This is a genomic window from Acinetobacter sp. G18, from assembly GCF_052660225.1.
On sequence record NZ_CP109658.1, the window covers coordinates 3,803,025 to 3,817,035 of the forward strand.

Below are 14,011 nucleotides of genomic sequence, written 5' to 3' on the forward strand. Positions count from 1 at the left end.
AAAAACTCCTATTTATTTAAAGAAACTAAAAAAAGTTTCAATAATATCAAAACAATTACAAATACAAATATATAAAAATAAGAAGCTATAAAATTCGTATTAGCAAATAAAAATAAAACGTAACCACCAAGAATAATAAATAAAACCTTACATAGATAATCATCTGAACGAGTAGCCATTATCCATGAAAAGCTCAATCCAAAACCTAACCCAAAAATATAAAAGGGCACAAAATAAAAAGTTAAATCACTTGCTAACCACAAATAGGCAGAGTGCCATTGAACTGTAGGATCAATACCATATTCAGATAATCTAAAAACATATGTGCTTCTTTCAACATCTACACCAATCAAATTTGCAATATTAATCAATGAAGCATTTGAACCAAAAAAATAAGTAAAATTAAAACTTTGATCAAAACCAAAGGATAGAAAATAATATCCTTGAGTAAGATAAGAGAAAATCGACAGTACAGATGGTTTTAAGTAATCTGGAAAAAGATTTAAAACAAAACTATCATAATTCACAGTAGTTAAATATATTTCATAAGATGACAAATCAACTACGCCATCCATACGCACACTCATAATAAGTGAAAAAATAAATAAGACAAAAAATAAAACCATAGAAATATTTAAGACAAATCTAAAGTTGATTTTTTTTACTCTTAATAAATAAGCAAGAAAGAATAATATAATTAAAGAAATGATACCAAAGTTGGTACCTCGACTATACCAAAATATTATTTCAAGAATTACAAAAAATAAAAAAGCTGACTTATAAAATAAATTAATCCGCTTCCAAACTATAGCACCTGTAACAAAAAACAGTGAATGAAAAATAGTAATAAAAGCATAGATTGACCAAGGAATAGTAAATGGTCGGGTATTATTAACAGTTGAGAGATAACCTGCTTTGGGATCTAAAACACCAATAGTAACCTCTTCTAACATGCCTGAAATATCATAAAATTGATAATGCAATAAATAAGCATAGCGAATTAGAAATGTAGACGAAAAAATAAATAACAATATTTTAAATATTTTTATCTCATCACCAAAATCATATAAATAGCTTCTTTTATAAGAATTAGATTGAAAAATAAATAAAGCTAAGATATAACCAAAAAACAAAAAGAAAATATTTATAAAAACATAAATAAATGATAAAGCAAAATTACCGTAGACATAATTAAAAGGAGAAACAAGGTATAATATTAATGTTAAAAAATTAACACCACCCAGTACAACTATAGGTAATAAATCACTTTTATTTAGTTTCATACTTCAATTATCATCCAGTTTTTGACTGCGTGAATCTTTTTTTTCAAAGAAAAGTGATCCATATTTGCACTCTAACGCCTTTATTTGATCATTATTTTTATTTTGATAAACGTTTAATTTATACAAATCATCATTATCCTTATACATAATAGGAATATAATGCATAGGATAATTAGTTTTAACTACTAATGTTTTATTTAATACAGACATAACATTCAGCCAAATATCATCTGCTAGAGGGCAATATTCCTTTATAGCCACTTTATCAAAAACAGTCATTGGTAGAGATTTTGGAGGATATAAAACTCCCCCACATCCTATAGGCATGATATTATAAGAAGGAGAATGAAACTCATATTTCAAATTTTCCCAGTTGTTATAATTTCTAGTTTTTTTCAAACATGCATTATTTGCTATAATACTTTTAGGATATTGAACATGAAACTCCCACAAGTACTTCAATAAATTATCATCATAAATAATATCATCATCAACTGTCACAATAATATCATTGGGATATTTCTTCATTACATAATAATATTTTTTATGTGATCGAAGATCATCGTCTGTCCAAATAATTTCCAACACCCCCTCTTTTTCCAATCTTAATAAATTAGCTGGCAATAATTCTTTAGAAGAAAATTGCAATTTTGATAAGGTTAAAACGACTAACTTAGGCTGTAAAGTCTGTCGCAAAATAGATTCAACTACAATCCATATTTTATCAATACGCTTTGGAAAAGTAGTAACTGAAACAATTAATTCAGATTTTGTATTTTCTGGACGATCTTTATATTTATAAGCAATAGGAATTAAAAAATTCAAAAGGAACTTAATAAATAGGCGAATGACTCTAGAAAAAGGATCACTTTTCTCAATAGTCTGACTATACTTTCTATATAATATCACTATCCCAACTCCCTTCTATTTACAGATATTGAATACACAAATTTATATCTACTCAAATAATGATGCAAAATTTTAAAAAAACGTTAGACCAAGAATCGCCACCAAACTTTACCTAAAAATAATCCACTCGCATGAAGAAAAAATTTTCTGCTAAATCATCATCGACAATAAAAACAAATCCCCCCGAACTACACATAATGTATAAAAATATAATAAAATTAGTAACCAGGTAAAATATTCATCCTTAAACACTTATATTACCTGAGTAAAGAAAGTTAACATTTCTATTGATTATGTTTCTTTCATTTAAAATAATTCTATTAATATTAATATAAATATCATCATTTTCATGAGAAACAATTGATATATCAGAGATATTCATATCGCGAACAAATTTAGTCACAGGACTATTCTTCCCTGTAATACAAAGAATTTTACGATTAATCATGAGGTAATTAAAAAATTTACTCGAAATAAAAACGTCATTTTCAATATCAGCATCAATATCTATCAATAAATCTGCCTCCTCATAAAAAGGAATTAAATCACGCGTGTAACCAAAAAATTTAATATGTAATCTAGTCTCTGGCGAGACCACATTTAAATCAACTGAATTTGGATTAGTCCCAACAAAATTTAATTTTATATTCAGGCCAGATAAAATAAGTTTTTCAACTGCAATAAGGAGTTGATCAACTTTGCGAGCTTGATAAATCCCCCCAGTGTACAGTAAAGTAAATTCATCTTTTTTAGTAGTTGGCAAATTTAATGACTCAATATCTGGTAACGTATATAAAACACCAGAATTGCCTTTAAAATAGCCATTTAATATATCAAGTTGATATTTCAGCATAACTTCATTAGAAAAATATATTTTATCGGCCTTAGCCATATATTTACGTATCATTCTAATCAAACCATTAGAATAATACTGCGATACCCCCCATCCATTAGGCACAGGAACTGCATCAACACAATAGTTCACCCACTTAATGTTGCTTTCTTTAAGTAAGTAACCGACATATAATGGTAAAAAATTGTGAGCTGACATCATAGTTATAACAACATCATATGACTTTTCTTGTATTCTTTTTTGCAAATTATATGCGTAATAATAATCGAATAAATCCAACCCAAAACAGCTAATAGATAATTTTTTCAACCTTGGATGAACTTTGGGCATCTGAATTATTTCAGAATTTATTGTTTCATTTGAATCTAAAGAAATAATATCAATTTGTTGATAGTCTTTAGCTAATCTTTTGATATACGCAGAAAAAACTTTACCTGGAGCAGTATTTCCAACACTTGACGCAACTACTAAAATTTTCATAACAAAAGAAATTCTCTTTGAACCATTAATTTTAGGTAAACTTGCAATCAAAATTTCACGTATTTTATACTAAAAATAAAACCCATCAAATACTGTTGCAATAAAACACAATAATACAAAAAAATAGAACATTTAAGAAGGTTTGTCTTGCTTAGAATCTTAATGAAAATGTACTAAATCGTAAATTATGGACAAAAACAAGCTTTGAAAGTATCACCATAACTTATTGAATTTTAAAAGTTAACATTCCAAACCTGCGAAAAACCATCTTACATCGTTAAATTCTTTCGCATATCTTCAGTCTAACGTTACAATGATAGATAACATATACTAAAAGGGTAATTATTTGAGATTTGAAGAGAAACTAAAGCTTCATTTCTATAGAAAAATTTATTCAGGTAAATTTTAAGAGCATAGGCAGATCATGGCTACTATAAGACATTATATTTTATTTTTATTTATATCAAGTAGTTGCGCAACAAAAGTCATAGCTCAGACTAACGAAACTTCTTATAAATGTACCAGTTCCGATTCGATCAATGTTACATGTGGTTCATCAAATGACTACATTGGAAAGTTAAATATACCTAATAATCCTGTTGCAAATGCGCATTTGGATATTCAAAAGATCACATCTATCAAAAGTGCAAATATTTATAAAGTAAAAGTACAAGGTAGTGATAATTGGTGTTTTGATATCTCTGGGGATAAAACCAAGACTCATGGATATTATGAACCTCCTATCATATCAGGCTCAACAAGCTCACTCATGATATTGGCTGGAGCAAGTCAAAAAGTTAATCCAAATCCACCAAATTCAGCTCTAAAAATATGCAATGGTCCTATAAACAATATAAATACCAATACTCGCAATTTAAATGAGTTTTACTTGTTGACTGGCAATCCTCAAGACATCAATTATTTAGCACAAACTCCAAGTATTTGGGTTCCAGATCCAAATGCAGCCATACAAAAAGTTATAGATAAGACATCTCCTACTGTTAAGCAAGATAGTTATTTATTCATCGACTTAAACGAACATAATGCGACCAAGGTTCTAGATTTAGCACAACAAGGCGCTTTTCCTTATGTATTGATCTATGCTTGGACTTGGGCAAAAACTTTTGGCTCATATCCAATTAATATGGCTAATTATCCACATGGCGTGAATGGCTTAGCTTCTGTTTCTGAGATAGCTGCTCAACACAACACGAAGATTGGATTGCACATTTTAACAGCTCTAATATCTTCCAATGATCCCTTTGCCGCGAATAAAGATAGTTTGCTTAAGAAAAATAATGCTTTCGTACGCCATGGTAACGACTATATCATTAACATGAAAGAAAATATAAAAAATGTTAGTGCGCAGAAAATAGCAGACGTAGTAAATAAAGTGAATCCTGGAATGATTTACTTTGATGGTATAGAGCTAGCAACTGCTGAGGGAAATGATCCCACTTACGATAATGCAGAACAGCAAATTAATATATTATCACGATTAAATAAAAAGGTTCTAACTCAAGGTTCTAGCGACGTCGCAAGAATGTGGCCATATATGAGTCGAATGGCGACAGCCGATTACTCAACCCTAGCATCTATTCAATATTTAGACTCTTATAAAATAGAACAAGTCTTACCAAAGCGAATTAATAGCTTAATGCCCGCAGAACTCGGCTGGATTGGTTTATTGTCAGAAAAACCATCATACCCTGCAACAACAGTTGAAGACATTTCAACAACTTTGGCACGAACACTAGCACTGAATTTGCCTTTTTCTATACGAACCACTCAATCTGATCTGGAAGCTAATCCCTACACAACAAGACTATTTCGTATAATCGGTATAGTTAATCGTACTTTGCAAACAGGCAAGGCCTTAAATTCAACTGCAAAGAAAACTTTACAAACGGGAAATTGGTATTTAGTTGATGACGCGAATCCTTATTTTGCCCAACTTATGCTACAGACACAGCATGTCCCCCTTAATCAAAATAGTACTCCACTTGGTATTACTGCAAAAAATGCAAGTGGCATAATGCTACGTCTAAGCAATGTGCACTCAACCAACAATCAGAATATGATACCTCTAGTACCAAAAGCTTATATGATTCAAAATGCTAAACAACAAGCTGATATTAATACTACAAATCGAGGATCATTAATTAATACCGTACGGTTTACTTCGAATAAAAACGGCATACTTGATCTAACACATGCCCGACAAATGTCTATTGATTACTCTGTAAAATCAAACAACTTAAATAGCTCATCATCTTGTGCAGTCATTAATGCACAACTTGAGGATGTCAATGGATCCTACCGGGATTATTATCTTAATGTTGTTCCTAACCATACAGGTACAACAAATATTAGCTACCTTGATGCACCAAAACAAATGTTAACCACGCTTATGCCCGCCAACACAAATTATAATATGAAGTCTGCCCTTTATAATTTTGATTTTTCAAAAGTTACTGCAATTAATTTTCGTTGGATGAAAGCCTGTTCTAATCAAGACGAAATTGTATTAAAAAATGTCTCTATGCAACAAGAACTACCGATAACCTTGCAAAACATTCAACTCCTTGCTGGAAATACTCCAATTTTAACTATTCCTGCCTTAAAAACAGGTGAAATATTAGATGTATTTCCTGATGGAATAGTAACGATATGCAACCAAGGCTCTTGCAGACAAGTGGGAAATATTTATCCATATTTATCCAAGATTATTAATCAACCACTATTTATTAAAAGTCAAGGCAGTAATATAGAATACGATATAGAATTTGGTCAATTGACGACTAAAGTTCCTTTGAAAATATAAATAGATTACTAAAAACTGATAAAGGATAAAACATTTTAAATAATAAAAAATGTTATGATTAACCAGCCCAACCTACTGATTTACGTTATATGCACACTAAAAAAGTTCTTTTCATATCAGATAAATTGGAACATTATCGCATTCCTCTTTTCAATTTAATTGCAGATAAAGTAGATCTTACGATTGCCCATGCTGACCAGACTCAGCCTAACACTCTCTTTAAACAAGAAAAACTATCAATTCAACATAAAGGGCCTTTCATTTATTATAAAGTTGGGAGTTTAGATAAATATGATGTCGTTATTTATCCATTTAATGCCCGTGTAATAAATTTATTTCTTGAATCTTTAAAAAAGACAAATTATAAAAAAGGAATATTTGGCATTGGTGTAGCAGCATCTTATACAAAATCATATGATCAAAAAACATTACTTGATTACCTAAGAGTTTTTTATTTAAAAAAATTTGATTTTGCTATTTTTTATGAAAATTATCCTTTAATTAAATATAAGGCTTTAGGGGTCGACAGTTCTAAAATGTCAGTCGCATATAATACTGTTGCTGAAAATTCTGAGTTTCATATTCAGAATAAAACTTTTGAATCATTTTTATTCATCGGTTCTCTTTACAAGCAAAAGAAAATATTCACCCTGATTGAAGCTTATCATCAGCTTTTAAAAATTGACGAAAATATTTTAAAGCTTGAAATTGTAGGCGATGGTGATGAATTCGATAATATTAAAAACTACATTGCAGAACATTCTTTAGAGAAGAATATTATTTTACATGGAAAGATTACTTCTGATAAAGAGCTATTACCTATTATGCAACGTGCGGTAGTTTGTATTTCTCCAGGCCAAGCAGGTTTATCTGTTCAGAAATGTTTTTCTTATGGTACTGGTTTTATTACGACCAAAGATGCTATTACTGGTGGAGAAGCCTTTTCCATTATTAATAATGTAAATGGTAATTTTTATAATGGCACAACTGAAGATTTAACTAAAGTAATGTTACTTTATCGTGATGAAAATTACGCCAAAAATGTTTCGAATAATGCTTATCTTTTTTATAAGCATTATCGAAACACTGATGTTTGGGTAAAAGGTTTCTTGGAAAATATATGAATTTAATTATTGATAATTCAAATCTTTTTGCTGGTGGTGGTATTCAGGTTGCCATCTCTTTCTTAAAAGATCTTAAAAATTTAAACTTTGATCATATTTATCATGTTATTCAATCACCCAATATGGCGAAAGCTTTTGGAGAAGTTGATTTTCCAAATAATTTTAAATTTTATAAGCTATCTGAAAATGCAGCTTTTTCTAAAAAAACGCGTATTCAGCAAGTTAAAAGTTTAGAAGACAAGATTAAACCAGACTGTATTTTTACTGTATTTGGTCCATCTTATCATAAAAGTAACTATCCGAAGCTTGTAGGATTTGCTATTCCTCATATTATTTATCCAGACTCACCCTATTTTAAAAAGCTTTCTATTAAAGATAAATTATATAGTAAGCTACTAGCATATTTTAAAAGTTACTGTTTTAAAAAATACTCTGATGCTTTAGTTTTTGAAACTCAAGATGCTGCAAATATTTATAAAGAAAAATATTCTTTCAACAAAAATGTTTTTGTTGCAAATAACACTTTAAATGAAATTTTTAATTCACCAGATGAATGGCAGAAGATTCCTTTACATCTTGATAACACATTTAATATAGTATATTTAACAGCAAACTATCCACATAAAAATCTTACAATTATTCCTAGTATTATAGAAATATTAACCAATAAATTTAATTTCCATAATTTTAAATTCATATTGACTATCAATAAGAATGAACTTAATTTTCCTGATCACTATGACCAGTATATCAAATACATTGGTAAAGTTAATATAAATCAACTAGCCAATATCTACGAACAAAGTAATATTGCATTTATCCCCACATTACTAGAAGTCTTCTCTGCCACATATTTAGAAGCCATGTTTATGAAAAAACCAATTATTGCTTCTGATTTTGGCTTTTCTAGAGATATTTGCAATAATAGTGCTTATTTTTGTGAAGCGACTAACCCCACTGCATATGCTGAGGCTATTATAAATTTATATAATAATCCAGAGAAAGGTAAAGACTTAATTGAAAAAGGTGAAATTAATCTTAAAAGATTTGGTACAAGCCTAGATCGAACTAAAAAGTATTTAAATTTTATTGAGCAAATATCCAATAAAAAATAAATATAAAAAAAAGAGCTAAATTTATTTAGCTCTTTTCATACTGACTAATATATTTCTTATGTCCTTGTTATACAAAAACATAAGCACTGAAAAAACAATAATTATAATTTCAGAAACTATAAGTTTAGTTATAACAGTTACATCCACAAACAAATTAATAGATATAATGATAGATGACATTATAAGGATTGGAGCAATTACTTTTTTTAGATATTCTAAAATATTGATCAGGCTCATCATTCTTAAAAATATTAATCTCACTACAAAGCTTAAAAATACTAGAACAACTGAAACATAATAAATTGCTTCAGGCGAGTACCCATTTTCATAGAGCAAACATCCAATTGGAATATTCAACAACAGTAAGCTACTCACTACTATTTGATAATTTCGAATATTACCTGTGGCTTGTATCAAACTATGTAATGGTCCAATAATAGAAGCTATAAGCAACTCAAAAAACATAATTTTTATAAATATTTCAAGAAAAACTGGAACTTTTTTAAGCCAAAATATTAATAAAGGATCAAGATAAAAATATACTGGTACAATTACAAAGGCTAACATGAAGAAACTAAGCGTCGAAAATATAAACACATATCCATGTGCATCTTCTGGGTTTTCAGCATACTTTCTAATAATAATTGGGTTATATACAACCTGAGCATTGCTCGTAATTGTATTAAAAGCATTATATATTTGCAGTGAGAGTGCACGTGAGGCGCTAACTTCTGGTTTAAAATATATATTTAGTAAAACATTAACCCCTACATTTTGACCCAAACCAGCTAAAACCCCTAGAAGATTCCATACAGCAAATGAAATCATTTCACTCGCAGTTTTGACATCAAAAGAAGATCCAACATTTTTTATATATTTAAATGTTTTTATAGCATAAAAATAATATAAACTATATGTAAATAGTGAAATTAAAAAAAGTAAAGCTGCATAAGCAATTAGTCGGTCAGAATCTACAAAAATTAAAAAATAAGCTAATGTAAATTTTAATAGTGCCTCCAAAATACCAACCAAAGCATAAAAATTTACTTTTTGTCCTACCAAAAGAAGTGATAAATATGGAACATTTAAAATCATTAATACAATAGAAAACACAGAAAACTGATATACAACATTAACTGCAAACAATCTATTCGCATTAAAGTTTAAATAATGATTTAGAAAATAAAGTCCAAAAGTTTCACTCAACAGCAATACTATTAAAGCGATTCTTAAGTGTATACCTTTTGATATCTTAAAAGTATCAATTAATCTTTCTGTATCACCTATATATAAGCTTAGATAGCGTTGTGTTGTTACTGCCATGGCATTATTTAAAAAAGCCAATATAATAACAACACCACCAACTACACTATAAAGTCCATAATCATCCGCGCCAAGTCTTTGTAAAATATAGCTTGATGTTACTAAAGAAAGTAACATCACTATTAACAATCTTACATAAACAAATCCAAAGTTTTTAATTATGGACATTTAATTATAGACCACAGGTATTAATTACTTTTTCAGTATTTAAATGCAGACTTTTAAATTCTTTATGTTTTACTAAAACAACATAAATATCCGCCTCTAAGCCTGCTTCAATGTCTGTTAATTGAACATTATCTGGCATTGTTTGTGGCAATTTCTCAATGTTTGGCTCAATTGCCAAAATATTTAATCCTTGCTCAGCTAGTTTTTTTGTAATTTCTAAAGCTGGGCTTTCTCTTAAATCATCAATATCTGGTTTAAATGCCAATCCATAGCAAGCAATAGTTACATCTTTGATTGTCTTTGTTGGATTAGATTGTAAAAAATCAGCGATTTTAATTTTAACCTGATCAATTACCCATTCTGGCTTACTATCATTAACTTCACGTGCAGCTCGAATTAATTGGGCTTGTTCAGGTGTTTTCGCCACAATAAACCAAGGGTCAACGGCTATACAATGGCCTCCAACTCCAGGACCCGGCTGTAAAATATTTACCCGTGGATGGCGATTTGCTAATGATATTAGCTCCCACACATTGATATTGAGCTTATTACAAATCATCGATAACTCATTTGCGAAAGCAATATTTACATCACGAAAAGAGTTTTCCGTTAATTTACACATTTCAGCAGTTCTTGCATTTGTTTCAATGCAATCACCTTTTACAAAAATTTGATATAACTCACTCGCAGCTTTTGAGCAGCGTGGAGTCATTCCACCAATGATACGATCATTACTAATTAGTTCTTGTAAAACTTTACCTGGTAGAACACGTTCTGGACAGTGCGCAACGAGGATATCTGCTTCTTCTCCTTTTTGCTGAGGAAAACTTAAATCTGGACGAGCCTCACTTAACCAAGCTGCCATTTGTTCAGTCGCCTCAACAGGTGAAGTAGATTCAAGAATGACTAGATTACCCTTTTTTAAGAATGGAGCGATTGCCTTAGAAGCTGCTTCTATATATTTTAAATCAGGTTGATAATCATCTTTAAAAGGAGTAGGTACAGCAACAATATAAGCATTAGCTTCTGTGGGAATAGTTTGGGCAGATAACTTGCCTTGAGCAACTACATCACGGACCAAGGCATCTAAATCAGGTTCAATAATATGTACTTTACCCTGATTAATCATATCTACTGCATGTTGATTTACATCTACACCTGTAACCTTAATACCATGGGCTGCAAATGTTGCTGCTGTAGGTAAACCAATATAACCTAAACCAATTACACAGATATGCTTAAATGATGTACTCATATTTTCAATACTTTAAAATAAAATAATAAAACTTCTATTTAATTTCGTTTTAAGAAATCAATAATTTGTTGGCATGCTGTACCATCACCATAAGGATTATAAGCATCAGCCATAGCATTATATAATGATGTGTCTTCTAACAACTCAGATACAGCCGTTTCAATCGTATTAACGTCCGTTCCTACCAAACGGACTGTGCCCGCTTCCACTGCTTCAGGACGCTCAGTAGTATCACGCATTACCAATACTGGCTTACCCAAAGAAGGCGCTTCTTCCTGAATCCCACCAGAATCAGTTAAAATCAGATAACTACGATTCATCAAATATACAAATGGTAAATAGTCTTGCGGATCAATTAAGAAAATATTATCAATCCCTGACAACAGCTCATTTACTGGCTTTTGTACATTTGGATTTAAATGCACAGGGTATACAATTTGAATATCACTGTATCTTTTCGCAAGGTTCGCTAAAGCAGCACAAATATTTAAAAAACCTTGTCCAAAGTTTTCACGTCTGTGGCCTGTAACTAAAACTAACTTTTTACTCTTATCTAGAAAATTGAATTTCTGTTCAAATTTATCAATTAATTTTTGATTTTTTTCAACTTTATCTTTTACCTGCAGTAGTGCATCGATAACAGTATTGCCTGTTACGATAATTGTTTCAGGTTTAACATTTTCTTTGATTAAATTCTGGTAAGAAGAATCTGTAGGAGCAAAGTGATAATTTGCCAAAACACCTGTAAGTTTTCGGTTTGCCTCTTCTGGCCAAGGCGAATAAAGATCGCCCGTTCTCAAACCAGCTTCAACATGTCCAATTTTAATTTTATGATAGTAACCGGCTAATGAAGCAGCAAAAGTCGTCGCAGTATCACCATGAACCAAAATAATATCTGGTATCCACTGTTCAAATACTTGCTCTAAACCTTTTAACACACCCGAAGTAACATCAGACAAAGTCTGACCTGGTTTCATCAAGTTCAAATCAAAATCTGGTTTCAGATCAAATAATTCCAAAACCTGATCCAACATTTGGCGATGCTGACCAGTTACACAAACCTTTGTTTCAAATTCTTGAGTATTCTGTTGTAATTTCAAGGCTAAAGGCGCCATTTTTATTGCTTCTGGTCTTGTTCCAAATACCAATAAAACTTTCTTCACCTGTAATAATTCCTTATAAACGTATCGATGATTCTTCTTGATCTAATACATACTTCAAGTCATAAAGTACATGATCGGTCTTACCTAATGCATGAAACTCTTGCGCAGTCATAGTTTTAAACTGATCATGAGCGACTGCTATCACGACAGCATCATACACACCTTGCTTTAGCTCTTTAACTGGCGCTAAACCGTATTCGTGTTGGACTTCTGTATCATCTACCCATGGATCATATATATCTAAATCTAAATCGTATTCTTTTAATGCTTTAATAAAATCGACAATTTTTGTATTACGAATATCTGGACAGTTCTCTTTAAAGCTAAGACCCATGACTAAAATACGGGCACCTACTACTTGAATACGTTGTTTCACCATCTCTTTAATAAGCTGAGTTGCTACATACTCACCCATTCTGTCATTTAGGCGACGTGCTGCTAAAATAATTTCTGGATGTAAGCCGATAGATTGTGCTTTATGAGTTAAATAATACGGGTCTACACCAATACAGTGCCCACCTACTAACCCTGGTCGAAATGGTAAAAAGTTCCATTTAGTTCCAGCAGCCTTTAAAACATCTTCTGTATCAATGCCCAACTTGTTAAAAATAAGAGCAAGTTCATTTATAAGAGCAATATTGACATCACGTTGTGTGTTTTCAATTACCTTGGCTGCTTCGGCTACTTTAATATTTGGCGCTTTATGAGTTCCTGCCTCAATGATGAGATTATATACCTCATCGACATAATCAGCGATTTCAGGTGTAGATCCTGAAGTAATTTTTAAAATATTGGTTACACGGTGCAGCTTATCACCAGGATTTATACGCTCTGGACTATAGCCTGCAAAAAAGTCTTGATTAAACTTTAGTCCTGACACTTTTTCTAAAACAGGGATACAAACTTCTTCTGTAGCACCAGGGTATACTGTCGACTCATAAACAACGATATCACCTTTTTTTAATACTTGCCCTATACTGGTAGAAGCTTTTATTAAAGGGGTTAAATCAGGTTGTTTAAAGTCATCAATTGGTGTCGGAACTGTGACTATAAAAAAATTACAATCATTAAGATCATCTAGATTAGTTGTATAACTTAAATGAAGTGCTTGCTTTAATTCTTCACTAGCAACTTCTAAGGTATGGTCTATTCCACTATCAAGCTCATCAATACGTTTTTGATAAATATCAAAGCCTACAACTGGAACTTTTTTCCCAAACTCAACTGCCAGAGGCAAGCCAACATAGCCTAACCCAATAATTGCTATTTTTAACTTGGCAATTTGCATATAAAACGAGCCTTTTTCCTTAGAGTTTATATCTAATAAATCATGCTTTTGGCACTTACAACGCAAAGTACTATATCAGATTTTAAGTTATACCCGAACATCAATTGTATAAATGTGTTTACAATACCGATACGGCAATTTATTAATTGAATTTAACTAATACGTTTTTGATATTTCGATTAAATGAGTTTTGCCTAAAAGTACGTCTAGATAAACTAAAACATAC

At 30.8% G+C, this 14,011-nt stretch carries 10 protein-coding genes; 3 read left to right on the plus strand and 7 right to left on the minus strand.

All coding sequences use genetic code 11. The features are described 5' to 3' along the window. Nucleotides 1-8: 8 nt before the first annotated feature. The 3 genes from NE363_RS17990 to NE363_RS18000 all read right to left on the minus strand — a co-directional run bounded on the left by NE363_RS17990 (nt 9) and on the right by NE363_RS18000 (nt 3,576). Nucleotides 9-1,283: an O-antigen polymerase gene (locus tag NE363_RS17990; protein WP_445535566.1), complete on the minus strand. Its 1,275-nt coding sequence runs from the start codon at nt 1,281-1,283 to the stop codon at nt 9-11. A 3-nt stretch (nt 1,284-1,286) separates the two neighbouring features. Further along, nucleotides 1,287-2,192, minus strand: a complete 906-nt coding sequence (locus NE363_RS17995) for a glycosyltransferase (RefSeq protein WP_342063454.1) — start codon at nt 2,190-2,192, stop codon at nt 1,287-1,289. A gap of 244 nt (nt 2,193-2,436) precedes the next feature. Continuing rightward, nucleotides 2,437-3,576 (minus strand): hypothetical protein, encoded by a 1,140-nt coding sequence (locus NE363_RS18000; protein WP_445535567.1) that lies wholly within the window; start codon nt 3,574-3,576, stop codon nt 2,437-2,439. Between the two features lie 373 nt (nt 3,577-3,949). On the opposite strand from NE363_RS18000, the gene NE363_RS18005 reads away from it, so the two are divergent. From NE363_RS18005 to NE363_RS18015, 3 genes are all read left to right on the plus strand, one after another. Then, complete coding sequence (locus tag NE363_RS18005; RefSeq protein WP_445535568.1) at nt 3,950-6,349, plus strand: hypothetical protein; 2,400 nt, start codon at nt 3,950-3,952, stop codon at nt 6,347-6,349. An 89-nt stretch (nt 6,350-6,438) separates the two neighbouring features. Beyond that, a complete protein-coding gene (locus tag NE363_RS18010; RefSeq protein WP_191000894.1) occupies nt 6,439-7,473 on the plus strand; it encodes a glycosyltransferase in 1,035 nt (344 codons plus the stop codon). Beyond that, nucleotides 7,470-8,588: a glycosyltransferase family 4 protein gene (locus tag NE363_RS18015; RefSeq protein ID WP_191000895.1), complete on the plus strand. Its 1,119-nt coding sequence runs from the start codon at nt 7,470-7,472 to the stop codon at nt 8,586-8,588. The genes NE363_RS18010 and NE363_RS18015 overlap by 4 nt, the downstream gene beginning before the upstream one ends. A gap of 21 nt (nt 8,589-8,609) precedes the next feature. Here the strand turns inward: NE363_RS18015 and NE363_RS18020 are convergent, their stop codons facing one another. Genes NE363_RS18020 through tviB form a run of 4 tightly spaced genes read right to left on the minus strand, consistent with a single transcriptional unit; the run spans nt 8,610 to nt 13,785 of the window. Next, nucleotides 8,610-10,031 (minus strand): hypothetical protein, encoded by a 1,422-nt coding sequence (locus tag NE363_RS18020; protein ID WP_445535569.1) that lies wholly within the window; start codon nt 10,029-10,031, stop codon nt 8,610-8,612. A gap of 52 nt (nt 10,032-10,083) precedes the next feature. Then, nucleotides 10,084-11,334, minus strand: coding sequence for a UDP-N-acetyl-D-mannosamine dehydrogenase (wecC, locus tag NE363_RS18025; RefSeq protein WP_346791380.1), 1,251 nt, complete (start codon nt 11,332-11,334; stop codon nt 10,084-10,086). Between the two features lie 38 nt (nt 11,335-11,372). Further along, complete coding sequence (gene wecB / locus NE363_RS18030) at nt 11,373-12,497, minus strand: non-hydrolyzing UDP-N-acetylglucosamine 2-epimerase (RefSeq protein ID WP_134263435.1); 1,125 nt, start codon at nt 12,495-12,497, stop codon at nt 11,373-11,375. Between the two features lie 13 nt (nt 12,498-12,510). Continuing rightward, nucleotides 12,511-13,785 (minus strand): Vi polysaccharide biosynthesis UDP-N-acetylglucosamine C-6 dehydrogenase TviB, encoded by a 1,275-nt coding sequence (gene tviB / locus NE363_RS18035; RefSeq protein ID WP_068934974.1) that lies wholly within the window; start codon nt 13,783-13,785, stop codon nt 12,511-12,513. Between the last annotated feature and the right edge of the window lie 226 nt (nt 13,786-14,011).

Bases quoted from the DNA above. Each gene is read 5' to 3' on its own strand.
- NE363_RS17990 (WP_445535566.1), bottom strand. From the start codon at position 1,283: ATGAAACTAAATAAAAGTGATTTATTACCTATAGTTGTACTGGGTGGT.
- NE363_RS18005 (WP_445535568.1), top strand. From the start codon at position 3,950: ATGGCTACTATAAGACATTATATTTTATTTTTATTTATATCAAGTAGT.
- NE363_RS18010 (WP_191000894.1), top strand. From the start codon at position 6,439: ATGCACACTAAAAAAGTTCTTTTCATATCAGATAAATTGGAACATTAT.
- NE363_RS18015 (WP_191000895.1), top strand. From the start codon at position 7,470: ATGAATTTAATTATTGATAATTCAAATCTTTTTGCTGGTGGTGGTATT.
- wecC (WP_346791380.1), bottom strand. From the start codon at position 11,334: ATGAGTACATCATTTAAGCATATCTGTGTAATTGGTTTAGGTTATATT.
- tviB (WP_068934974.1), bottom strand. From the start codon at position 13,785: ATGCAAATTGCCAAGTTAAAAATAGCAATTATTGGGTTAGGCTATGTT.